We start from the raw sequence: 22,622 nt of genomic DNA, 5'->3' as shown, positions 1-22,622 counted from the left end.
TTACGCCCAGTCTGCCCCCGGTACGGCACATCACGAAAGCCAATCCGGTTACGGTTCGGCGTCAGGTCCAAGGCCGCCGGACATCCACGGCCCGGCAGCACCGGCCTCCTGTCAGGCCGGCAGCAGGACCAATGCCGCTGCCGTGCCCGCAAGCATGAACGGGCCGAACGGTATGGACGATTTCAGGGTTCCTTGTCTGGCCGCGAGGAGTCCAAGGCTCCATAAACCGCCCAGCAGGAAGGCAGCGAACGTGCCGGCAAAAACATGGGTCCACCCCAGATAACCCAGGTACATTCCCAGGACCCCGGCGAGCTTCACATCGCCGAAGCCCATCCCCGGCGGATACACCAGCCGCAGCGCAAAGTAAAAGAGCCACAGGACCGCTGCCCCGGCCACCACCCTGAGTCCAGGGACCCCCCAAAGCCCTGCGCCGCCGTCGGGCACGTCATCCAGCACCCGAGTGGACACTGAAACGGTGGTAACGGCCCCCAGCAGGAGCACTCCGGCCACTGCGTAGGACGGAAAGACGATCCGGTTGGGCAGCAGGTGGTGCTGCACGTCAATGACGGTCAGCCGCACGGCCATCACCAGAAAATACAGACACGCAGCCAGCACCAGCCAGAACGCCAGCGGGGTGGCGCCCCAAAGTTCGCCAAGTCGTCGGATCACTCTCGGATGCTACTGGATTACCCGCTCCGCCGCTGGACCCGCGCGTAAACTGTGGACATGGGTACCTGGGACACCAAACGCCGGCCGGACCACAGCAGCGGAATCACGCCCGCAGATATGCCCAGGATGTTCCGGAGCCTGTGCCGCTCCTCCCCCTGGAAGTGGCAGACACTCCGGTTTGAGTATGCGGACGAACCACGCATGGACGCAGCGGCGGAACCGGCCATGGTCAAGGCATGGCTCCGCCGCCCGGGCGCGCTGCGGCTGGAATCCGCGGGGGGACTTGTCCTCCACAGCACAACCGGCATCAATGACTCACGCGACGGCTTCTACGTCAGCGCCACCAGAAAGTCCTGGCTGTTGCCACCGCAACTGGTCACGCCCGTATACGACGACGGCGGACTGGTACGGCGCCGTCCGGAGGCCGCCTATGGCGAGCCCGGATTCGGGAACGGCCGCTTTGCCGCGGCCCTGGACCCCGTTGAGCTTGCCGGCAACGCCCCGGTGCCCATCGAGTTCCCGAGCTCCAACGCGGTGGGAGTGGGAGCGGTACGGGAGGTGGATCATGAGGGCCGTCCAGCCCTCGAAACCGTACTGACCCCCAACCCGGCGTACAGCCCGTCGGATCCGGGGATGCCGATCTGCCTGCCGGGACGCACGCTGGTGCGGATCGACGCAGGCACCGGTGTGTGTGTTGCCAGCCACTCCCTGGAAAAGGCAACAGCATCCTACGGTCATTGGCTGCGCATCATGGCGGTTGACGAGTACATGCTCGATGACCTGTTCCTCGCCGAATCGATGAACCTCACTGATGTGCGCCGGCACATCAGCTGGGACATTCCGGCCTGATCGGGGGCGTGACACGCCGGACCTCAGACCGTCCGCTAGGCTTCCGGGATGAACGAACTATCCACCATCTGGCCCATCTTCGGCCTCAGGCTGTTCACACCCCGGCTGGTCCTGCGGCCCATCACCGACGAAGACATCCCGGCAGCAGCCGAAGCCGCCATGAGCGGCATCCACGAACCCGGCAGGAGTCCGTTCAGCAATCCTTGGACGGAGCTTCCTGCCGAGAGCCTTGGCCCCAACATGGCGCACTGGTATTGGCGGTGCAGGGGAGGCATGTCGCCGGAATCCTGGACCCTGCTATTTGGCATCTGGTACGACGGCGAGTTCGTTGGTTGCCAGGACGTCGAGGCCAAGGATTTCGCCACGCTGAAAACCGTCACCACCGGCTCGTGGCTCAAGCAGTCCGTCCAGGGCCGCGGGCTCGGCAAGGAGATGCGCGCCGCCGTCGTTGGTTATGCCTTTGACTGGCTCAACGCTGAAGTTGCCGAATCCGAAGCGGCAGCATGGAACGACGCTTCCCTCGGCGTCTCCCGTTCCCTCGGCTACGAGCTCAACGGCCGGACGCGCACCGCCTGGGGCGGCAAACGCCAGAACGTCCAAAAGGTCCGGCTGACCCCGGAGACATTCAAGCGTCCGGACTGGACCCTGAAGGTGGAAGGCCACGAGCCCGCCGCCACATACCTAGGGCTCTGAAGGGCTGAGATCACAAGAAATTAAACACGGCGAAAGCCGGCCGTCCGGAAGCGTGCGTCTAAGCGAAGAATGAGCGAGCACGCGTGGACGGCCGGCTTTCGCCGGCAATGCCGAGCTACCTAGATCTCTGCCCCTTCAAGCAGTTCCGTCACGAGGGCCGCGATCGGCGAGCGCTCGGAGCGGGTCAGGGTGATGTGGCCGAAGAGCGGGTGGCCTTTGAGGGTTTCGACGACGGCGGCGACGCCGTCGTGACGGCCCACGCGGAGGTTGTCGCGCTGGGCGATGTCGTGGGTGAGGACGATCTTCGAATTCTGTCCGATCCGGCTCATCACTGTGAGGAGGACGTTCTTCTCCAGCGATTGTGCCTCGTCGACAATCACGAACGCGTCATGGAGCGAGCGGCCGCGGATGTGGGTCAGCGGCATGACTTCCAGCATGCCGCGGTCCATGACCTCTTCCACGACTTCCTGGCTGACCAGTGCGCCGAGGGTGTCGAAAACTGCCTGTGCCCAGGGATTCATTTTCTCCGACTCGGAACCGGGGAGGTAGCCGAGCTCCTGGCCGCCCACGGCGTAGAGGGGCCGGAACACAATCACCTTGCGGTGCTCGCGGCGCTCCAGCACGGCTTCCAGGCCCGCGCATAGTGCCAGCGCGGACTTGCCTGTACCGGCCCGTCCGCCGATCGACACAATGCCGACAGCCGGGTCCATCAGCATGTCGATTGCCAGCCTCTGCTCCGCGGACCGGCCGTGCAGTCCGAAGACGTCGCGGTCCCCCTTGACCAGCCTGACCTGCTTGTCCGCACCCACGCGTCCCAGCGCCGACCCCCGGTTGGAGAGCAGCACCAGGCCCGTATTGACCGGCATCTCGGCCGCAGCCGGGATATACACGGGCTCGTGGCCGTAAAGCGTGGAAATTTCCTCCTCGCTGGCCTCCACTTCGGCGATGCCCGTCCAGCCCGAGTCCTTGACAAGTTCGTTACGGTACTCGTCCGCCAGCAGCCCCATGGCAGAGGCTTTGACGCGCATGGGCAGGTCCTTGGACACCACCGTCACGTCGCGGCCCTCGTTGGAGAGGTTCTTGGCAACGGCCAGTATGCGGCTGTCGTTGTCGCCGCCCCGGAATCCGGCCGGAAGCACCTCTGCGGAGATATGGTTCATCTCCACCAGCAGGGTGCCGCCGTCGTTCCCGATGGGAATGGGACGGTTGAGTCCGCCGTGTTTGATGCGCAGATCATCCATCAGCCGCAGTGCTTTGCGTGCGAAATAGCCCAGTTCGGGGTCGTGCCGCTTGCCCTCGAGCTCAGTGATGACCACGATCGGAACAATGACCTCGTGTTCAGCAAAGCGCAGCAGCGCGTGCGGATCCGAGAGCAGCACCGAGGTGTCAATGACGTAGCTGCGGACTGCGGTACCAGGCCGTGGTGCGGCGCCGGAAACAGCAAGACCGGTCACAGCGTTTTGCTTCGCTGTACCGGTCCTTGAGGCGGCTCGCTTGGCGCGAGAGGTAGCTTTCTCTCCCTGGTCGGAAATGACGTCGGGCAGTTGTTCAGAAATAGCCACATCGACTCCAGCCCCGGGGCTTATGCCCGGAATTGTTATTGGTGAGGCGGCTCGGCCTGGAGGCCGGACGCGGCCTCCCCTACAACCGGTGCGAAAATCCGCTCCATGTAGTGGCCTCCCCGATCAGCGGGCGGTTTGCCTGCTGATGGGTATAACGTAAATCCGCCGGCCATAATTTCCGGTTTCATTCGTCGGCGATTCTTGTTGCTGTGATGTGAATTGCAGATGAACCGCGGTTCACCGGTGAGCCTGCCACGATACGGAACCCGACAGCATGTGGAACCTGAGAGTATGTGGAACCCGACGGGACACGAAACCGGCTACGAGCCGAAGCGCCGCTGCCGGCCGGCGTAGTCGCGGAGGGCGCGCAGAAAGTCCACCTTGCGGAAGGCCGGCCACAGTGCTTCGCAGAAATAGAACTCGCTGTAGGCGCTCTGCCACATCAGGAATCCGGAGAGCCGCTGTTCGCCGGATGTCCTGATGACGAGGTCAGGATCAGGCTGGCCGCGGGTATAAAGGAACCGCGAGATGTCGTCCACGCTGAGCCCGTCTGCCAGTTCGCCGATGTCTGCCCCCCTGGCAACTGCGTCATGGAGCAGTTCGCGTACGGCGTCCACGATTTCGCGGCGTCCGCCATAGCCCACGGCAACGTTGACGTGGATTTTCTCCTGCACAGGCGTGCGGGCCGTCAGTTTGTTGAGCCGCTCCGCGAGGTAGTCCGGCAGGAGTTCCGGTGCGCCCATGGCATGCACCGAAATATTGGCGTCCTCGTCCAGACGGTCCAGGGTGTTGGCGATGATACCCATCAGCAGGTCAAGCTCTTCGCCTGAACGGCTCATGTTATCCGTGGAAAGCATGTAGAGGGTGACAACCTTGACGCCAAGCTCCTGACACCAGCCAAGAAACTCGTGGATCTTATCAGCGCCGGCCTGGTGACCCTGGCTGGTGGGCGCATTGAACTGCCGGGCCCACCGGCGGTTTCCGTCCACCATAACGCCGATGTGCCGGGGGATGCGGTCCGCCCTCAGGGATCGGAGCAGCTTGCGCTCGTAGAAGCCGTAGAGGATCCCGGGCATTTCCATCCGGAGGTTCACCTGGCTTTCTTGAGGTTTAACGGCAGTGGAATTCCTAGGCTACCGTCCGGAGCGCGACAGGATGTTCATCTTAAGCGTATTCAGCCGGCGTCAATCATATTACCCACGGGTAACTTACTGAAGCGTAGGTTATTCTTGAACCATGAACAGCAACACGCCTGGAAGCCAGGCCGGGGCTTCATCAGACCCAGGGCGGAGCCCAGTGGACGACGCCGCGGTGCGGATAGCCGAGTTACTGATGATCAAACCAAAATGGCGCGGCTGGATCCACACGGTCACCGCCCCGCTGGCCCTTGCCGCCGGTGTGCTGCTGGTTATTCTGGCACCCACACCGGACCGCAAGATCACCTCCGCAATCTACGCTTTTACCGGCGTCCTGCTCTTTGGCGTAAGCGCCGTCTATCACCGCGGAAACTGGTCCCCGGGCGTCAGGATTGTGCTCAAACGACTCGACCACACGAACATCATGCTGGTGATTGCCGGAAGCTACACGCCCTTGGCCTGGTCCCTGCTGGAACGGCCCAAGGCCATCCTGCTGCTCTGGCTCATCTGGTCCGGCGCGATTCTGGGAGTACTTTTCCGGCTGCTCTGGACCAGTGCCCCCCGATGGCTGTATGTGCCCATCTACATTGCCTTGGGCTGCGGTTCCCTGTTCTATCTCCCGGACTTTTTCGACGCCAGTGTTCCTGCCGGGATCCTGATCTGCTTTGGCGGCGCGTTGTATATTGCCGGCGCCGTGTTCTATGCACTCAAGAGGCCGAATTTCAGCTATGAGCACTTCGGCTTCCACGAACTGTTCCACGCATTCACGGTGCTGGCCTTCACTGCCCATTTCATCGCCATTGCCATCGCCGTGCTGGGCTGAACCGGCGCCGGTGCGCATGCCCGGTCACTGCGGACCACCGGGTCAATCCTGACGGAGATCGCCTCAGAGTCCACCAGGACACCGTCGCAGTCAAAGATGACCAGCCCAAAAGGCGGAGGCAATTCCCCGGCGGAATTGCCTGCAGACACAGGTTTCAGGTTGCCATTCCGGACAGCCGTGCCTCGAGTTCCGTCACTGTCCCCACCGGACGTTCACACACCATCCCGTGGCACAGGTACACCAGTGGCGAACCGTCAGCCGCGGCCTGCCTGCCCCGCAGCAGCGGTACCGGCGACGACGGAACCGGGACGCCGCCGTCGTCCGCTACAGCGACAACCAGCCCCGGACTGCCGGAAGCCAGCAGGGCACGGTGGAGGGCAGCCCTTGCAGGACTGTCATGACCGACGACGGCGGCCTCCACCGGCCCGGCCAGCGCGGCTTCCGCCGTGGCCAGCAGCCAGCCGCCCACCCGGGGCGCCCGTTCAGCCACAGCCGGCAGCAGCGAGAGGATATTCGCGGCCATGGCCCGGTGTTCGGTGGAACCGGACAGGGCCGCATAGCTCAGCAGAACCCCGGCGAAAGCGGACGCGCCGCTGGGCGTGGCGTTGTCGAACGGGTCCAGTCCGGGCCGCTGCCCCTGGGCGTTGAACACCTGCGCCGATTCACCGGCGGAATCCACGAGCCTGCCGTCCACCACGAATTTCCGGCACGCGCCCTGCACCACTGCCTGTGCGAAGTGGTACCAACGGGTTTTTCCGGAGACCGCATACAGCGAAAAAAATCCTTCAGCGCAGAAGGCATAGTCCTCCAACAAACCCTCGATGCCCCGCGCCACTCCAGCGTGCGAGACACGCACCAGCTTGCCGGGTCCCCGCCCATCCGAACCGTGCCCAGCCGAACCTCGTCCAGCTGAATCCTGCCCTGCCGAGCCCTCTCCCCCGGCGTGGTGCCAGTGGACAGCTTCGAGGTACCCGGCGATGCGCTCCGCGGCCGACACCAGTTCCGGCCGGTCCAGGACAGCACCGGCCTCGGCCAGGGCGGCCACAGCCAGTCCGTTCCAGCCCGCCACCACCTTGTTGTCGCGTTCCGGCTGCGGCCTGGCCGAACGCACCCGCATCAGCAGTGGCCGAGCCTCAGCCCACAGCGTGGATTCATCAGTGCTGAACGCCTTGGCAGGATGCAGCGGCGAGCCGAACCGGGAAACCGTCCCGTCGGCCCCCACATTCATCAGGCGCGCGATGGTTCCGCCGCGTTCACTGCCCAGCAGCTCTTCGAGTTCGGCCACGGTCCAGAGATACGTTGCCCCCTCGTGGTGTTCCCCATCCATCACCGAATCAGCGTCGAGCGACGACGCCAGTGCCACGGCGCCGTCATGGCCCGGCCCCTCTGAAGGCGGCAGGCCCAACGATTCCAGCATCCAGTCAGCGGTGCGGGCGGCCACTCCCGCGGCCTCGGCAGCCGGGTAGACCGCATTGCCGCCGAGCCGAACCCAGTGGACGTACACACGCAGAAGCTGTGCGTTGTCGTAGAGCATCTTTTCAAAGTGGGGAACTGACCAGTCGCGCGCCACGGAATAGCGGGCAAAGCCGCCATCCAGCTGGTCTAGAAGCGCTGAGCGGGCCATTGCGGCAAGCGTACGGCCCGCCATGTCCCGGGCCGCATCAGCCGTGTCCGATGGAACGGCCGCATGGCGGATCAGGAACTCAAGCACCGCCGACGGCGGGAACTTCGGGGCGGTGCCGAAGCCGCCGTCGTCGTCCTCCGAGCGCGCCAGGGACTGCACTGCCTCCGGCAGCAGCCCCGCCTCGATCAGCGGCGGCGGTCCGGACAGCATGACCGCGGCAGAAAGCTGCGACTCGGCCATCCCCCGGGCCAGGGACCGCGCGTTCTGTTCGACGGCGTCCCGGCGTTCCAGCCAGGCCTCGCGGACGGCCTCGAGAACCTGGCGGAAAGAAGGCCGGCCCGGCATGGGCTCCGGCGGAAAATACGTCCCCGCATGGAAGGCCAGCCCGTCAGGTGTCAGGAACACCGACATGGGCCAGCCACCTTGACCGCTGATCGCCTGGGTGGCGGCCATATACACGGAGTCCACATCGGGGCGCTCTTCGCGATCCACCTTGACCGCCACAAAATGCGCGTTCAAGTAGTCAGCGGTGCCCGGGTCCTCGAAGGACTCGTGGGCCATAACGTGGCACCAGTGACACGCAGCGTAGCCAACCGAGAGGAAGACAGGTACATCGCGGGCTGAGGCAAAGGCAAAGGCTTCATCGCCGAACGGACGCCAGTGCACAGGATTGTGCGCATGTTGGCGCAGGTACGCGGACGACTCCTGGCCCAGCGCGTTTCCAGCGCCGGGCCCGTTCCCTTCAGAACCTGTGTCAGCGGTCTGTTCGGCCTGCATCGCCGTCGGATTCCGTGTGCAGATCAAGGTCGGCTTCGAGGGCTCCGCCGGCGGCGTCTTCGGCGGCGATATCCGCGGCTTCGGCAGCGGCCATCCGCTCTTCCTCTACCTGCCCGCGGTAGCGGACCCGGCGGATGCGGCGCACCATGTCCACGATCAGCAGCGTAGTAAGGACCACGATAAATGCGGTCAACAGGAAGCCCCACAGGCCGGGCGTCACCTGATCCTCAGCCAGTCCGGGGCGCAGCGAAGACGCAGGCGACGGCGACGGCGACGGCGACGGCGAGACCGCCAGGGCGAGGAGCAAGTGATGCACGGTTCAAACCTTCTATGGGAACTGGTGGCTCAAATTTTTACAGCGCGCATTATCTACGCTGCATATTTCTACAGCGCCTAATTTCTACGGCGCCTAATTTCTACGCTGCATAGAAATAGTCTGCTGTCTCTATCTTAGCCCGGCGAAAAGGTCCCTTTCCGGCAGCTCCGCGGGCACCCGGGAATGGATCAGTGTGTAGTCCTCCCACGGCCAGGCGCGCTGCTGCATCTCGGGTGAAACGGCAAAGAAGAATCCCAGCGGGTCCACCTGTGTGCGGTGCGCGCGGAGGGCGTCGTCGCGGGCCTCAAAATAATCGCCGCAGTCCACCTGGGTAGTGGTCTGGTGCATGGCCAGAGGCGGGGTGTGTCCTTCGGCGTCTGTTTCGAGCCACGCCGCGAGCCGTTCGGCATACGGTGACTGCAGTCCCGCTTCCTCCAAGGCGAAGTGAAGTGCACGGAACCTGTCCGGGTTGAACGCGCGGTCGTAGTACAGCTTGCTTGGTTCCCAAGCCTCACCCGTGCCCGGGTACCGTTGCGGATCTCCGGCGGCCTCGAAGGCCTCCACGGCGACTTTGTGCGCCATGATGTGGTCCGGGTGCGGATAGCCGCCGTTTTCGTCGTAGCTCACAATCACCTGCGGCCTGAAGTCGCGGACCAGCCTCACCAGGGGTGCCGTTGCCCGCTCCAGCGGCTGCATGGCGAAGGAGCCCGCCGGTAGCGGCGGCAGCGGATCTCCTTCGGGCAGGCCGGAGTCAACAAATCCCAGCCACCGCTGCCCGACGCCCAGGACGTCCGCTGCCTTTTTCATTTCAAGCCGCCGGGCGCCGGCCATGTCCCGCTTGGGGTGCGGCTCCCCTTCGACCGCAGGGTTCTGGATATCGCCGCGGGAACCATCGGTGCACGTGGCAACCATGACTTCCACGCCGGCTGCGGCGTACATGGCCATGGTGGCCGCGCCCTTGCTCGATTCATCATCCGGATGGGCGTGGACGGCCAGCAGGCGAAGCGGCATTGACGGGCTGGTGGACGCTGTCATCTGGGACTGCTCCTCTTTCTGCTGTTCTTTGCGCTTCCGGCTTCACCGGTGGCGCTGATGGGGATACGGCACGTGCGGACGCCTGTTGGTACAGGGTATTCGACTATCGGTACAGGGTATTCCGGCGCCCGGAATTTGCCCGTCCCGAACCACACTAAACTGGACAGGTGACTTCCCAGGATCAGCCGGCCGCATCCATGCCTGCAGACACCAGCCTAGCCAATCGCTATGGTGGCCAAAAGCGTGCGCTGCAAGGCAAAACCAAGCGCACCGTCGGAATCGTTGCACTTGCCGCCGGAATCGGCTTTATGGCCTGGGTTTCCACGTCCGCTTCCACAGCCTCCGTCAGCTTCAAAGACATCGGCTACAGCACCACGGATGCCACCCAGGCCGAGGTGGACTTCCAGGTCACGCGGGAACCGGGTACGGCCGTGAAGTGCGCAATCAAGGCACTGGATTCCAAGTTCGCCGTCGTGGGCTGGAAAGTGGTGGACATACCTCCCGGGCCGGCGGAGCAGTATGCTGACGGCGGCCGCACCACGGCCAGGCGCGAAGTGGTCCGCACGGAATCGCTCTCCGTCTCCGGAGTGGTGGACAACTGCTGGATTCCTGACGCCGCTAAATAGGCCGATGTGATCCACGCCGCTCTCCTGTTGGGTTTATCCACAGGATTGACTACAATGGATCAATACCTTTACCCCGCTGAGTTGGTTACTGAGCTCCACAAGTGGCCACCGTGGCGGGGTCTTTATTTGTTTGACCAGTTTGTTGACCCACAAGAGGAGATGTCCGTGTCTACCACCAACAGCGCGCCAGCAGCCTGGCTTACCCAGGAAGCTTTTGACCGCCTGAAGGCAGAACTGGACCACCTTTCCGGCCCGGGCCGGGCGGAAATCGTTCAGAAAATCGAAGCTGCGCGCCAGGAGGGCGACCTCAAGGAGAACGGCGGCTACCATGCCGCCAAGGAGGAGCAGGGCAAGATCGAAGCCCGCATCCGCCAGCTCACCGCGCTGCTTCTCGACGCCCACGTGGGTGCCGCTCCGGCCGATGACGGCATCGTGGAAGCGGGAATGATCGTAGTGGCCAAGATCGCCGGCGATAAAGAAACCTTCCTGCTTGGTTCCCGAGAGATTGCCGGCGATTCCGATCTGGACGTCTTCAGCGAGAAGTCACCCCTGGGCGCAGCAATCGTCGGCCACAAGGAAGGCGATCAGCTCAGCTACACCGCCCCGAACGGCAAGGAAATCACGGTGGAGATCCTCTCCGCCAAGCCCTACGCCGCCTAGGCAACCACAGCCTATTTAGTGTTCGACGCCGGCCGCCCCCTTCATGGGGCGGCCGGCGTTTTACTGTGTCCTTGGTGTCTTATTTACCTTGGTTAAGTTGCCGGCGGCGGTGCGTCCGGGCCGCAAGAGCACTGCGGCGAGGACACCGCCCACGGCACCGCCGAGGTGGGCCTGCCAGGAAACGAAACTCGCCACGGTGGGCAGCACACCGAAGAGGATGCTGCCATAGGCAATAAACAGAACGATTGAAAGGAGGATCTGCCACCAGTTGCGGTTGAAGAATCCACGGACCAGCAGGAAGGCAAACAGCCCGAAGACCAGTCCGGAAGCACCCACTGTTATTCCGCCGCCGCCGATCAGCCAGACCACTAGCCCGGAACCCAGCCAGCTGAATGCCAAAGCGGTCAGAAACACACGCAGGCCAGACAGGAACACGAGGAAGCCGAAGATGATCAGCGGCAGCGTGTTGGACAACAGATGGCTGAGATTGGCGTGCAGCAAAGGGAACGTCAGGATGTCCAGGATCCCGTCCAGGCTGCGGGAGCGTAACCCGAAGGTCCGGTTGAGCGCGTGCAGGGTGAGCATGTTGATCAGCTCGATCACAAACAACAGTGCCACAAATGAGCCCACCACCAGGAGACCACCCTTAGCGCGTGCGGCTGGCGTATCCCTGCCCGCAGGCCCCTTACCCCCTGATGCGTCGAGCATGGTTGCTCCTAATGCACCACAATCGGCTGGAATCCTTCGGCACGGAGTGCACCGAGGACCTGTTCGCAGTGCTCATGGCCTTTGGTTTCCAGATTCACGGTGATGGAGACATCTCCCATGCTGATGGAGCCGCCCACCCTAGTGTGGTCCAGGCCCGTCACGTTGGCGTCGTTTTCGGCGATGATCCGGGCAATGGTGGCCAGCGAGCCGGGCCGGTCGTCCAGCATCATGCGAACGGTCATGTACCGTCCGGCGGCGGAAAGACCCCGCTGGATGACCTTGAGCATCAGCATGGGATCGATGTTCCCTCCGGAAAGGATGACGGCCGTGGTGCCGGGGTTCTCGATCTTGCCGTCCATAAGCGCTGCGACCCCCACTGCACCTGCAGGTTCCACCACCATCTTGGCGCGCTCCAGCAGGAAGATCAGGGCCCTGGCCAGAGAGTCTTCGCTGACCGTGACGACGTCGTCAACCAGTTCACGGATGATGCTGAAGGGCAGCTGCCCCGGACGCCCCACAGCTATGCCGTCTGCCATTGTGGAGACTTTCTTCAGCGGTACCAGCGCGTCAGCAGCGAGCGACGGCGGGTAGGCGGCAGCGTTCTCCGCCTGGACTCCGATGATCCGGATTTCCCTTCCCATTTCCTTGGCGCGGGCCTTGATCGCCACTGCAACACCGGCCAGCAGGCCACCGCCGCCAACACCCATCAGCACTGTGTCAACGTGCGGAATCTGTTCGAGGATCTCAAGTCCCACGGTGCCTTGGCCTGCCACCACGTCCACGTTGTCGAAGGGGTGCACAAAAACTGCACCCGTTTCATTGGCGTAGCGCTGGGCCTCGGCGAGTGCCTCGTCAACGTTATGGCCGTGCAATACAACCTCGGCGCCGTGGCTGCGGGTGGCGGCGAGTTTGGGCAGCGCCACGCCAAGCGGCATATAGATCCGTGCGGAAATGCCGAGGCTCTTGGCAGCCACTGCTACACCTTGCGCGTGGTTGCCGGCAGATGCAGCCACCACTCCGCGCTTCTTTTCCTCTTCCGAGAGGCGTGCCATCCGAACATAAGCGCCGCGGACCTTGAAGGATCCTGCCCGCTGGAGGTTCTCGCACTTAAAGTAGACTTCTCCACCAACCATGGCGCCCAGGGCACGTGAGGACTCAACGGGTGTCCGCATGATAATTCCCTCAAGCAGTTTCTGCGCCTCCAGGACATCGTCCAGCGTGACGGGCAGGCTCTCGGGGGTATTCACGAACTATTCTCCTTTGGCGGATTCGGCTCCGGCATCCGGTGCGGCACTGTTGCCACGGACACCCGTATTGTGTGCGGCGCCCTTCTCTGGGGTGGACGCGGCACCCCGCAGGTGCACGTCCCTGAAAGTGGTGTCCTCGCCGGAATCAGCATTGCTGCTCCCGGCTGGCGCCAGCACCTGATCATGTTCCCACGTTCTGGCAGCAATGTAGCGAACCGCCGAGTTTGAGACGGCGAGAATCGGAACCGAGAAAAGCGCTCCGGGGATGCCGGCCAGATAGGATCCGGCAGCCACCGACAGGATGACAGCCACCGGATGGAGGGCCACTGCCTTGCCCATCACCAATGGTTGGAGGATGTGGCTCTCCAGCTGCTGTACCGCCAGAACAATGGCGAGCATGATCAGGGCATTGACCGGGCCGTTAGCCACCAACGCCAGCAGCACGGCGACGGCACCGGTCACCAGGGCGCCGACTACCGGGATGAACGAACCAATGAACACCAGGACGCCCAGGGGCAACGCGAGCGGCACACCGATGATGGCCGCACCGGCCCCTATCCCCACGGCATCCACAAAAGCCACGAACATCTGGATCCTGACGTAACTGACCATGGAGGTCCAGCCGCGCCTGCCGGCTCCGTACGTCGCAGCCCGCGCTTTCTTAGGCAGGAGGCCCACCAGGAAGCCCCAGATCCTGGTGCCTTCCAGCAGGAAGAAAACGAGGATGAACAGGGCCAGCACCAGGCCTGCGGCAAAGTGGCCTGCCGTGCTTCCGAAGGAAAGAGCGCCACTGAGGATGCTGCTGCTGTTGTCCTGCAGCGCGGCTGTGGCGTCCTGCAGGTATTTGTCGATCTGGTCCGCCGTCAGGTGCAGCGGCCCGTCCGCCAGCCAGTCCTGGACCTGCTGCACACCGGTCAGCGCCTGGGTCCACAGCTCGCCGAAGCCCGAGGCGAGCTGGCGGCCGACCAGGGCTAGCGAACCGGCGATGACGCCCAGGAATCCGAGCACCGTGATGGCAACGGCAGCACCGAGAGGCAGCCGCGCATTCGTCAGCAGTTTCACTACGGGACTCAGGAGTCCAGCCAGCAGGGCTGCCACCATTACGGGAATGATCAGGAAGCTGACACGGCTCATCAGCCAGACCAGCCCTGCGCCGACCAGCAGGATCAGTCCCAGCCGCCATGACCACGAGGCCGCAATGCGGACCCCGTAAGGAATGTCCTGGTCCAGATCCCGGTCAGATCGCGTCCGTGCAATCCCACCGGCATTCGGTGGTGCGGCCGGCCCGTCCCCGGGCAACGGGGTGGGGGGATGAATCGATGATGTGGCGTCCTCAGCTGGCGTCATACCTCCAATACTTCCCCAGCTACGCGCCGATGGGAAACGAAGGGGACCCCGGCTGGGGAACTGGCTCTCCGGGCTATGTGTGCCGCAATATCAGCAAGCGCTAGCTACGGTCCAGCGACGCATCAATGCCCCACATCATGGTGAACGATTCTCCCGGCGCCAGCCAGCGCAGACCGTCGCCTGAGTTGAATGCGTTCGCCGGGCCCGTCATGGGCTCGATCGCCACGGCCTTCTGCTTTCCAGGAAAGGTATCCGTGACAAATACATGCACATACTGGCATGTATCGTCCTGCCACAGACTCACGCTGCGCCCGTCCGGAGCCAGCAGCGTGTGGCGGGCCACGCCGCCGTCGAACGCCAGATCAGTGAACGCGACGTCGAGTCCAAGGCCGCTCACCCGCTTACCATGGTTCAGGTCCGTGGCACCAGCCACGGGCTCGGAGCTACGCGGAATAAGGCGGCGGTCTGCCACCAGCCGGGTGGCTGCCTTGACCGTCAGCTCCAGGTCCTCGGTGGGAGTGTCGCCCAGTTGCAGGTACGGATGCGAGCCCAGGACAAACGGGGCCTGCTCCTTGGAGTCATTGGTAAGCGTCTGCTCCGCCATCAGGCCCAGGTTTTCGGTGAGCGAATACCGGACCCGGTGCCGGACCATAAACGGGTACCCGTGCTGCGGGAAAATCGGAGCTTCGAGGGTCACGGAAAACTCAGACTCGTCAACGAGTGAGTACGGGGCATTGCGCAGCAGCCCGTGGCTGGCGTTGTTGTGCGCAACTTCAGTGACGTCCAGCTGTTGCTTTTTCCCGTTGAGGTACCAGACGCCGTCTTCCACCCGGTTGGCCCATGGTGCCAGGGTGATTCCGGTGGCGCCGGGCGGAATGTCCTCGTCGCCGTACGTTTCCGTCAACGCCACGCCGCCGCGGCTGAAGAGACGGAGGCCTGCGGCGAGTTCAGTGACCACCGCCAGGGCGTCACGGCGCCGCAGTTCGAACTGCCGCCCGGACGCGTAGCGTCGCGGCGGGCCGACCGGCCCTGTGCCGTTTTGTGTGTTAACCGGGGAAGTACGGGAATCCATGAGCACCACGGTACATCGCGCCGAAGACCGGAGCCCTGCGTCCGGTCGTTGCCGAGCAAGAATCGCTATGTTAACTATTGTTAGAAACTATTTGTTTTTGATCGATTCATGCAACAATAAGGGCATCACTTCGGCAACAGATAACGGACGGGAGGCAGCGGGTGCTGGCACCTCAAAGGCAACACCGGATCCTCCAGGAGCTCGGCTCCGCCGGTACGGTTCGCGTGGCCGCCATGGCCAGTCTTCTTGGCGTCTCGGAAATGACGGTCCGCCGGGATGTTGATGCGCTGGATTCCGGGGGCCGGCTGCAACGGGTCCACGGCGGCGCTGCCCGGACCGGCAGCTACAGCGCTCTTGAACCCGGGTTCCAGATCAAATCGACCCAGGAACTTGCGGCAAAAACGGCCATCGCCAAGGAAGCACTCAGACTTCTCCGGCCCGGGATGACCCTCCTTCTCTCCGGCGGCACCACTACCTTTGAACTTGCCCGGCTCCTCCCCCGCACCCTGGATCTCACGGTGGCCACGAATTCCATCATGGTGGCCAATATCCTTGCCACGGGCGTAGATATGCAGGATTCTGGTCATCCGATCCGCACACTGATTCTCGGCGGAGAACGGACTCCTTCCGAAGCCATGGTTGGCCCCGTGACGACTCACGCCATACGCCGGCTGCGGGCGGATCTGTGTTTCATGGGAGTACACGGACTGGACCCGCTGTCCGGCATCACGTCCCCTAACCTGCTCGAAGCCGAGGTGAATACCGCCATGATTCGCTCGGCCGAACATCTTGTGGTGCTCGCCGACGCCAGCAAGTACGGACTTGTTGCCCTGGCCGGGATCGCACCCCTCACCGCCGTCAATACCCTGATCACGGACGACAGGATCAATACGACCCCCGCCGGAGGAACAAGCGACTGGACGGTCACCTGCGAATCAGCTGCCCAGGAACTGCGTCGCAGTGTCCTGGAGCTGCGGATAGCCCGCCTGCCGTGCGCCAGCCGCTCAGCCACCCTGGCTTCCACGCACCTCACCGATGGCCACATACTCCCGGCCACCGCTCCGAAAGGATCACACGCATGACCCGGATGACAAGCACCAATCTGGCCGACGGCCGCGAGCTGATCTATTTTGATGACGCCGCAAGCGCCACGCCCCGTCCGGCGGAATCAACCACAGACCGCCGGGATCTGCCACCGCGCGGTGAGCCCGGAGAAGTCCGGTTCGATGCCCTCACCCGTGAATGGGTGGCGGTTGCTGCACACCGCCAGAGCCGCACCCATCTGCCGCCCGCGGACCAGTGCCCCATCTGCCCCACTACGGCCGGCAACCCCTCGGAAATCCCGGCCCCGGACTACGACGTCGTTGTGTTTGAAAACCGCTTCCCGTCGCTGGGCCCGGCGCTTGGTCCGGTACCCGAGAATCCCCGGTGGGGAACCACCGGACCAGCCTTTGGCCGCTGCGAAGTGGTGGCGTTTACGCCGGAACACACCGGATCATTCAGCGGCCTGAGCGAGGTCCGTGCGCGCACCGTCATGGAAGCGTGGGCCAACCGGACCGCCGCGCTGAGCGCCTTGCCCGGCATCAAACACGTCTTTCCCTTCGAGAACCGCGGGGCGGACATCGGCGTTACGCTGCACCACCCGCACGGCCAGATCTATGCCTATCCGTTTGTCACCCCGCGGGCCGGCGTTCTGGGCGCGGCAGCACGGAAATTCTACGACGACGCCGACGGCCGGCAAACGCTTACGGGCTCACTGCTGCGCGCTGAACGGGAGGACGGGAGCAGGATGGTGATGGAGGGTGAGAACTTCAGCGCGTACGTACCGTTCGCCGCACGCTGGCCTCTGGAAATCCATCTGGTCCCGCACCGGCACGTGCCGGACCTTGCTGCCTTGAGCGGAGAAGAAAAGGACGAGCTGGCCCACGTGTATCTGGATCTGCTCAAACGGCTCGATGCCTTGTACCCCACACCCACGCCCTATATTTCGGCCTGGCACCAGGCGCCGCTGGATGCCGTCCTGCGCCCCGCCAGCTACCTCCACCTCCAGCTGACGTCGCCTCGCCGGGCAGCCGACAAACTCAAGTTCCTCGCCGGTTCCGAGGCAGCGATGGGCGCCTTTATCAACGACACCACGCCCGAACTCGTGGCCGAACGCCTTCGCGCCGTGACCGTGCCTGCGTCAGCCCCCTCCGCCGCTACAACTGTCATCGAAGGAGCCCCGGCGTGAGCGCCACGCGAAACGCCCCGCCACTGAGCACGGCGCAGCTCGAGGAACACTTCACCAGCGCCTTTGACCATGCCCCGGATGGTGTCTGGCAGGCTCCCGGCCGCGTCAACCTTATTGGCGAGCACACGGACTACAACGAAGGATTTGTGCTGCCCTTCGCCATCGACAAGACGGCCCGCGTTGCCATCGGAGTACGCGCCGATTCCACCGTACGGCTGCTGTCCACCTACGGTGACCACGGCATGACGACGGCGCACACCACCTCCCTGGACCGTGCCGCTGCAAAGGGCTGGACCAAATATCCCCTTGGTGTCATCTGGGCTCTCCAGCAGCGCGGCATCGCAGTCCCGGGAATTGACCTCCTGCTGGATTCGGATGTCCCTCTGGGTGCAGGCCTGTCTTCTTCCCACGCGATCGAATGTGCTGTTGTTTCAGCCCTGAACGAGCTGACCGGCGCCGGACTCGGACCTGAAGAAATGGTTCTTGCCACACAACTGGCAGAGAACGACTTTGTGGGCGCCCCCACCGGCATCATGGATCAGTCCGCCTCACTCCGCGGGTCCAAAGGAAACGCTGTATTTCTGGACTGCCGGGACCAGAGTGTGCGTCTGGTGCCCTTCGAGGCTGAGCCAGCCGGCCTGGTCATGCTGGTCATTGACACGAAGGTCTCACACTCGCATGCCGACGGCGGTTATGCCTCCCGCCGTGCATCCTGCGAACTCGGTGCTGAAATATTGGGTGTCAAAGCGCTGCGCGACCTTTCCATTGGCGATCTTGAGGAGGCCAGCGGCCTCCTGGACGAGCTGACATTCCGGCGTGTGAAGCACGTGGTAACCGAAAACGACCGCGTGCTGCAGACGGTGGAACTGCTCTCCAGCGAAGGTCCAGGATCCATCGGCGCGCTGCTCGATGCCAGCCATGTCTCCATGCGGGATGACTTCGAGATCTCCTGCCCCGAACTGGATCTCGCCGTAGATGCCTCCAGGGCCAGCGGTGCCATCGGATCGCGCATGACGGGCGGTGGATTCGGCGGAGCAGCTATCGCTCTGACCCCGGTGGCTGCAGAGCAGCAGGTGCGCACCGCCGTCGTACGCGCTTTTTCCGAGGCTGGATACAAGGCTCCGGACATCTTCACCGTCACCCCGGCTGCCGGGGCGATGCGGCTCGCATAGCTCCGGCGTAGGCTGGGTGCATGCCTGAAGCTGTTATTGTTTCCACCGCAAGAAGCCCCATCGGGCGGGCCTTCAAGGGCTCACTTAAGGACGAGCGGCCGGACGATCTCGCCGCGGCCATGGTCACGGCCGCACTGGCGAAGGTGCCCGCCTTCGATCCCCGCGGCGACGACGGGCCGGGGCTTGACGATCTCTACTTGGGATGCGCCGAACCAAGCGGGGAAGCCGGCTCCAACATGGCACGGGTGGTGACCATACTCGCCGGGCTGGACCATGTTCCGGGCGCCACGATCAACCGCTTCTGCGCATCGAGCCTGCAGACCATCCGCATGGCGTTCCATGCCATCAAGGCGGGCGAAGGACACGCATTTGTGGCCGGCGGCGTCGAGGCGGTATCGCGGTACCAGCACTGGGCCGGCGCGGGGGAAACCGATGCCGGCAACCACAACCCAGTCTTCGGGTCCGCTGCCCGGCGCACCGCGGCCCGGGCGGAGTCCAACACCCCTTGGACCGATCCACGGCTGGGCGGCCGGATGCCGGACATTTATGCTTCCATGGGGCAGACCGCTGAAAACGTGGCCACCACGTACGGCATCAGCCGCGCTGAGCAGGATTCGTGGGCGGTGCTGAGCCAGAACCGTGCGGAGGCCGCCATCGCTTCGGGTTTCTTCCACCGCGAGATCACGCCCTATGTGCGGCGGGACGGCACAGTTGTGGACCGGGATGATTCGCCGCGCGCCGGCGTCACCCTCGAAGCCGTCAGCGCCCTTCAACCGGTCTTCCGCCGTGAAGGAACCGTCACGGCAGGAAACGCCTGCCCCCTGAACGACGGCGCTGCGGCCGTGGTCATCATGAGTGATTCCCGGGCACGGGAACTTGGACTGGAGCCGTTGGCCAGGATCGTGTCCACCGGCGTCAGCGCCCTCTCCCCCGAGCTGATGGGGATGGGACCTGTGGAGGCCACCAGGCGGGCTCTGGCCCTGGCAGGTCTGCGCGTCGGGGAGATCGACCTCGTGGAGCTCAATGAGGCCTTCGCCGTCCAGGTGGTGGCGAGTGCACGGGAACTCGGGATCGATCAATCGAAACTGAACGTCCACGGTGGCGCCATCGCGCTAGGCCATCCGTTCGGAATGACAGGCGCCCGGATGAGCACCACACTGCTGAACGGGCTCCGTGAACGGGACGGAACGTTGGGGCTGGCCACGCTTTGCGTGGGCGGCGGTCAGGGCATGGCAGTGGTCCTGGAACGGCTCAGCTGATTCCTGCCAGGGAGGGCTTGACACAAGGAAGAGGGTCCCGCCAGGTGGCGGAACCCTCTTCCTTTCGTTAACGACGACGGCGGCAGCGGCCGAAGTTTCTAGTCGTCGCCGCGCAGGATGGCCAGCAGTCGGATGATTTCCACATAGAGCCAGACGAGCGTGACGGTGAGGCCGAAGGCCGCGGTCCAGGAGAAGCGTTGTGGTGCTCCGCTCCTGACGCCCGCTTCGATGCTGGTGAAGTCCATGATCAGCGAGAACGCTGCGAGGCCAATGGCCAGCAGGCCGATAAAGACGCCCAGCGGGATGCCGAAGATCTCAACACTGGTGCGAAGCCCGAACGGGGAGTCAACGGCACCGGTCCACATCATCACCATGTTGATCAGCGCAAAGACCGCATAGCCGATGGTGGCGATCATAAAGAACCGCATGGCCTTCGGGGTGGCACGCACCTTGCCGCTCTTGAAGAGCAACAGCGTGACGGCAAAAACGGACAGTGTGCCGATGACAGCCTGAAGCCCTACGCCGGGGTACATACCATCGAGGATGCGGGTCAGGCCACCGAGGAACAGACCTTCCAGTCCGGCGTAGGCAAGGATCAAGGCCGCAGACGGCTGCTTCTTGAACGTGTTGACCAGTGCAAGCACAAATCCGCCGAGTGCTCCGACGATCATCAGTACGGATGCAAGCGAAAGGCTGACGAACAAAGTGACGGCCGCACCTGCCATCAGCACGCCGAGGCAGGCTGCCGTCTTGACGATGACGTCGTCAAAGGTCATCCTGCCGGTATCGGCGGGGCCTGCTGCAGGCTGGTTGTACATCTGCTGCAGCTGCTCATGCGACATGTTCTGCTGCTGGGACATCCAGCCGCTCTGCGCATCAATGACCTGCCCGGGTGCCCGGCCGGGCGCCTGGCCGAACTGGCGCTGGCCGTACTGGTTCTGGCCATACTGGGCCTGCGGGACAGGCGGTGCCTGGGTGGCTCCACGGAAGTTCTTTCCGTTGAAGATCGGGTTTCCGCCAAGTGCCATTGCGGGTGTCCTCCAAATAAAGGGGGTGAGTGGTGATCCGTATAGTTCACGGTACCAATTTCCACGCTTCAGCGGCATCGAAAGTTCCGGCAGAGAGTGGCCTGTCATGGGACTGTGACATGAAACTCCAGGCTGGCAAGAGATTCGGGCGCTGCAGTTCCGGAACCACTGTGTAGGAACACTGGGACTCAACAGAAGTTGACTTTAGCAATACTGAAGAAACTGCATGTGAGAGCTTCACAGTTGTTATCCGATCGCGATCTTGTAGCAGCTTCGACCGGCATTCTTTGTGCGTCACGGGCTGTAACATAGGCCAAGCAGGGTGACGAATATCACAAGCTCTACCGTTTTCGCATCACAGTAACAGCACCATCATTCGTCCCCGCTCCGTTCGCAGCGGCTGCAATGGCGCAGCCCAGACCATCCCCATGTGGAGGTTTTCAATTTGAGAAGCACACCGAGAGGCCTGCCGAAGCCACGGCTCGGCGGATTGCTGAAAGCCATGGGGGCAGTTTTTGCCTTCGTGGCGGCAATTCTGCTCGTCGTTGCCCCGGCATCGCAGGCCACTACCCCGTCTCCGACACCATCCCCGTCGAACCAGTCGTTCCAAAACAGCATCAGCGGCTTCCTCCGCGATGACACGCGGGCACCCCTCGCAGGTGTGACCGTCACCGCCAAAAGCGGAGACTTCACGGGAACCACCAAGTCGGGCGCCAACGGCTCCTGGACCATCGGAGTGCCCGTCCAGGGCACTTACCGGGTTGACCTTGATGAATCCACGCTTCCGGAGGGGATCAAGTTGGCCGACGGTCAGGAGAATCCCCGCAGCGTCACCTTCAGCCAGACCTCGAACCTGTCGGTGATCTTCGCGTTTGGCAAAGGCATTGTGATCCAACAGCAGGACTTCGGCCAGAACCTCATTAACCGGCTGGTGGCCGGGCTGAGTTTCGGCCTGCTCCTGGCTCTGGCATCAGTCGGGCTCTCACTGATTTTCGGAACAACCGGCCTGACCAACTTCGCGCACGGCGAGATGGTAACGCTGGGCGCAGTGCTTGTTTTTGCCTTCAACGCCATGAACCTGCCGTTCTGGCTGGCCATCATCCTGGCATTGGTGGGCGGCGGCCTGTTCGGCTACGCCCAGGACGCGGGGCTGTGGAAGCCGCTGCGCCGCCGCGGAACCGGCCTGGTGCCAATGATGATCGTCAGCATCGGCCTTGCCCTGGCTATCCGCTACATCATCCAGTTCTACTTCGGCGGTGCTACCCAGCAACTGCCCTTCGCCCAGAGTGCGGAAATCCAGATCGGCCCGATCTCCATCTCGCCGAACAATCTCTGGTCTCTCGTCATCAGCGCCGTGGTGATCGCGCTGATCGGTGTGGTGCTGCTGAAGACCCGGCTGGGCAAAGCGACCCGCGCGGTGGCCGACAACCCGGCCCTGGCGGCGGCCTCCGGCATCGACGTTGATGCTGTCATCCGGCTCGTATGGATCGTCGGTGGCGTCCTCGCTTCGCTCGGCGGCATCCTCTGGGCTTACTACCGCCCCGGCGTCACGTTCGACATGGGCTCGCAGATCCTCCTGCTGATTTTTGCCGGAGTGACCCTGGGCGGCCTGGGCACAGTCTTTGGCGCCCTGATTGGCTCAATTATCGTCGGCGTCTTCGTAGAGCTGACCACCGTGTTCGGCCTCGCCGCCGACCTCAAATATGTGGGAGCGCTGTTCATCATGATTGTTGTCCTCTTGTTCCGTCCTCAAGGAATCTTGGGCCGTCGCGAGCGTGTGGGTTAGGAG

The 22,622-nt window shown here is 63.6% G+C and carries 21 protein-coding genes; 10 read left to right on the top strand and 11 right to left on the bottom strand.

Annotated features, from left to right (window positions below):
- Positions 1-111: 111 nt before the first annotated feature.
- Complete coding sequence (locus ACQCST_RS07280; protein WP_426998613.1) at positions 112-669, bottom strand: prepilin peptidase; 558 nt, start codon at positions 667-669, stop codon at positions 112-114.
- Between the two features lie 57 nt (positions 670-726).
- On the opposite strand from ACQCST_RS07280, the gene ACQCST_RS07275 reads away from it, so the two are divergent.
- Both ACQCST_RS07275 and ACQCST_RS07270 read left to right on the top strand, forming a co-directional pair.
- Positions 727-1,518: a hypothetical protein gene (locus tag ACQCST_RS07275; protein ID WP_426998612.1), complete on the top strand. Its 792-nt coding sequence runs from the start codon at positions 727-729 to the stop codon at positions 1,516-1,518.
- Between the two features lie 48 nt (positions 1,519-1,566).
- Entirely contained in the window at positions 1,567-2,211 is a 645-nt protein-coding gene (locus ACQCST_RS07270) for a GNAT family N-acetyltransferase (RefSeq protein WP_426998611.1), read from the top strand.
- Positions 2,212-2,330: 119 nt separating this feature from the next.
- Here the strand turns inward: ACQCST_RS07270 and ACQCST_RS07265 are convergent, their stop codons facing one another.
- Both ACQCST_RS07265 and ACQCST_RS07260 read right to left on the bottom strand, forming a co-directional pair.
- On the bottom strand, positions 2,331-3,773 hold the full coding sequence (locus ACQCST_RS07265; protein ID WP_426998610.1) for a PhoH family protein: 1,443 nt from the start codon (positions 3,771-3,773) through the stop codon (positions 2,331-2,333).
- A 320-nt stretch (positions 3,774-4,093) separates the two neighbouring features.
- Complete coding sequence (locus ACQCST_RS07260; protein ID WP_426999105.1) at positions 4,094-4,855, bottom strand: isoprenyl transferase; 762 nt, start codon at positions 4,853-4,855, stop codon at positions 4,094-4,096.
- Positions 4,856-5,090: 235 nt separating this feature from the next.
- Here ACQCST_RS07260 and trhA point away from each other — a divergent pair, with 235 nt between their 5' ends.
- A complete protein-coding gene (gene trhA / locus ACQCST_RS07255; RefSeq protein ID WP_426999104.1) occupies positions 5,091-5,732 on the top strand; it encodes a PAQR family membrane homeostasis protein TrhA in 642 nt (213 codons plus the stop codon).
- Between the two features lie 154 nt (positions 5,733-5,886).
- Here the strand turns inward: trhA and ACQCST_RS07250 are convergent, their stop codons facing one another.
- The 3 genes from ACQCST_RS07250 to mca all read right to left on the bottom strand — a co-directional run bounded on the left by ACQCST_RS07250 (position 5,887) and on the right by mca (position 9,484).
- Positions 5,887-8,133 carry a thioredoxin domain-containing protein gene (locus ACQCST_RS07250; RefSeq protein WP_426998609.1) on the bottom strand — a complete coding sequence of 749 codons (2,247 nt, stop codon included), beginning with the start codon at positions 8,131-8,133 and terminating at the stop codon, positions 5,887-5,889.
- Positions 8,111-8,449, bottom strand: coding sequence for a hypothetical protein (locus tag ACQCST_RS07245; protein ID WP_426998608.1), 339 nt, complete (start codon positions 8,447-8,449; stop codon positions 8,111-8,113). The genes ACQCST_RS07250 and ACQCST_RS07245 overlap by 23 nt, the downstream gene beginning before the upstream one ends.
- 129 nt (positions 8,450-8,578) lie before the next feature.
- Positions 8,579-9,484 carry a mycothiol conjugate amidase Mca gene (gene mca, locus ACQCST_RS07240; protein WP_426998607.1) on the bottom strand — a complete coding sequence of 302 codons (906 nt, stop codon included), beginning with the start codon at positions 9,482-9,484 and terminating at the stop codon, positions 8,579-8,581.
- Between the two features lie 167 nt (positions 9,485-9,651).
- Here mca and ACQCST_RS07235 point away from each other — a divergent pair, with 167 nt between their 5' ends.
- Positions 9,652-10,110, top strand: coding sequence for a DUF4307 domain-containing protein (locus tag ACQCST_RS07235; RefSeq protein WP_426998606.1), 459 nt, complete (start codon positions 9,652-9,654; stop codon positions 10,108-10,110).
- Between the two features lie 165 nt (positions 10,111-10,275).
- A complete protein-coding gene (gene greA / locus ACQCST_RS07230; RefSeq protein ID WP_426998605.1) occupies positions 10,276-10,770 on the top strand; it encodes a transcription elongation factor GreA in 495 nt (164 codons plus the stop codon).
- A 60-nt stretch (positions 10,771-10,830) separates the two neighbouring features.
- Here the strand turns inward: greA and ACQCST_RS07225 are convergent, their stop codons facing one another.
- From ACQCST_RS07225 to ACQCST_RS07210, 4 genes are all read right to left on the bottom strand, one after another.
- Complete coding sequence (locus ACQCST_RS07225; protein WP_426998604.1) at positions 10,831-11,478, bottom strand: rhomboid family intramembrane serine protease; 648 nt, start codon at positions 11,476-11,478, stop codon at positions 10,831-10,833.
- A gap of 8 nt (positions 11,479-11,486) precedes the next feature.
- Entirely contained in the window at positions 11,487-12,725 is a 1,239-nt protein-coding gene (ilvA, locus tag ACQCST_RS07220; RefSeq protein ID WP_426998603.1) for a threonine ammonia-lyase, read from the bottom strand.
- A 3-nt stretch (positions 12,726-12,728) separates the two neighbouring features.
- Entirely contained in the window at positions 12,729-14,072 is a 1,344-nt protein-coding gene (locus tag ACQCST_RS07215; protein WP_426998602.1) for an AI-2E family transporter, read from the bottom strand.
- Positions 14,073-14,172: 100 nt separating this feature from the next.
- Positions 14,173-15,144 carry an aldose 1-epimerase family protein gene (locus tag ACQCST_RS07210; protein ID WP_426998601.1) on the bottom strand — a complete coding sequence of 324 codons (972 nt, stop codon included), beginning with the start codon at positions 15,142-15,144 and terminating at the stop codon, positions 14,173-14,175.
- 161 nt (positions 15,145-15,305) lie between these two features.
- On the opposite strand from ACQCST_RS07210, the gene ACQCST_RS07205 reads away from it, so the two are divergent.
- From ACQCST_RS07205 to ACQCST_RS07190, 4 genes are read left to right on the top strand one after another with little or no spacing between them, the layout of a single operon-like run.
- Positions 15,306-16,226, top strand: a complete 921-nt coding sequence (locus ACQCST_RS07205; protein ID WP_426998600.1) for a DeoR/GlpR family DNA-binding transcription regulator — start codon at positions 15,306-15,308, stop codon at positions 16,224-16,226.
- A complete protein-coding gene (galT, locus tag ACQCST_RS07200; protein WP_426998599.1) occupies positions 16,223-17,374 on the top strand; it encodes a galactose-1-phosphate uridylyltransferase in 1,152 nt (383 codons plus the stop codon). Before ACQCST_RS07205 ends, galT begins: the two co-directional genes overlap by 4 nt.
- Before the next feature lie 23 nt (positions 17,375-17,397).
- Positions 17,398-18,546 carry a galactokinase gene (gene galK, locus ACQCST_RS07195; RefSeq protein ID WP_426999103.1) on the top strand — a complete coding sequence of 383 codons (1,149 nt, stop codon included), beginning with the start codon at positions 17,398-17,400 and terminating at the stop codon, positions 18,544-18,546.
- Between the two features lie 20 nt (positions 18,547-18,566).
- The gene (locus ACQCST_RS07190; RefSeq protein ID WP_426998598.1) at positions 18,567-19,805 is read left to right on the top strand and encodes an acetyl-CoA C-acetyltransferase; all 1,239 of its coding nucleotides are present in this window, start codon (positions 18,567-18,569) and stop codon (positions 19,803-19,805) included.
- A gap of 98 nt (positions 19,806-19,903) precedes the next feature.
- Here ACQCST_RS07190 and ACQCST_RS07185 read toward each other — a convergent pair whose 3' ends face one another.
- Positions 19,904-20,833 (bottom strand): Bax inhibitor-1/YccA family protein, encoded by a 930-nt coding sequence (locus tag ACQCST_RS07185; RefSeq protein WP_426998597.1) that lies wholly within the window; start codon positions 20,831-20,833, stop codon positions 19,904-19,906.
- Between the two features lie 502 nt (positions 20,834-21,335).
- On the opposite strand from ACQCST_RS07185, the gene ACQCST_RS07180 reads away from it, so the two are divergent.
- On the top strand, positions 21,336-22,619 hold the full coding sequence (locus tag ACQCST_RS07180) for a branched-chain amino acid ABC transporter permease (RefSeq protein ID WP_426999102.1): 1,284 nt from the start codon (positions 21,336-21,338) through the stop codon (positions 22,617-22,619).
- The last annotated feature ends 3 nt before the right edge of the window (positions 22,620-22,622 follow it).

Source organism: Pseudarthrobacter sp. N5 (assembly GCF_050157035.1).
GTDB lineage: Bacteria > Actinomycetota > Actinomycetes > Actinomycetales > Micrococcaceae > Arthrobacter.
The sequence above is the reverse complement of the archived record's forward strand: the minus strand, read 5'-3'. Positions and strand labels throughout refer to the sequence as shown.

Coding starts and splice junctions, on each gene's coding strand:
- ACQCST_RS07275 (WP_426998612.1), top strand. CDS start 727: ATGGGTACCTGGGACACCAAACGCCGGCCGGACCACAGCAGCGGAATC.
- ACQCST_RS07270 (WP_426998611.1), top strand. CDS start 1,567: ATGAACGAACTATCCACCATCTGGCCCATCTTCGGCCTCAGGCTGTTC.
- ACQCST_RS07260 (WP_426999105.1), bottom strand. CDS start 4,855: ATGGAAATGCCCGGGATCCTCTACGGCTTCTACGAGCGCAAGCTGCTC.
- ACQCST_RS07250 (WP_426998609.1), bottom strand. CDS start 8,133: ATGCAGGCCGAACAGACCGCTGACACAGGTTCTGAAGGGAACGGGCCC.
- mca (WP_426998607.1), bottom strand. CDS start 9,484: ATGACAGCGTCCACCAGCCCGTCAATGCCGCTTCGCCTGCTGGCCGTC.
- ACQCST_RS07225 (WP_426998604.1), bottom strand. CDS start 11,478: ATGCTCGACGCATCAGGGGGTAAGGGGCCTGCGGGCAGGGATACGCCA.
- ACQCST_RS07215 (WP_426998602.1), bottom strand. CDS start 14,072: ATGACGCCAGCTGAGGACGCCACATCATCGATTCATCCCCCCACCCCG.
- ACQCST_RS07210 (WP_426998601.1), bottom strand. CDS start 15,144: ATGGATTCCCGTACTTCCCCGGTTAACACACAAAACGGCACAGGGCCG.
- galT (WP_426998599.1), top strand. CDS start 16,223: ATGACCCGGATGACAAGCACCAATCTGGCCGACGGCCGCGAGCTGATC.
- ACQCST_RS07190 (WP_426998598.1), top strand. CDS start 18,567: ATGCCTGAAGCTGTTATTGTTTCCACCGCAAGAAGCCCCATCGGGCGG.
- ACQCST_RS07185 (WP_426998597.1), bottom strand. CDS start 20,833: ATGGCACTTGGCGGAAACCCGATCTTCAACGGAAAGAACTTCCGTGGA.
- ACQCST_RS07180 (WP_426999102.1), top strand. CDS start 21,336: ATGGGGGCAGTTTTTGCCTTCGTGGCGGCAATTCTGCTCGTCGTTGCC.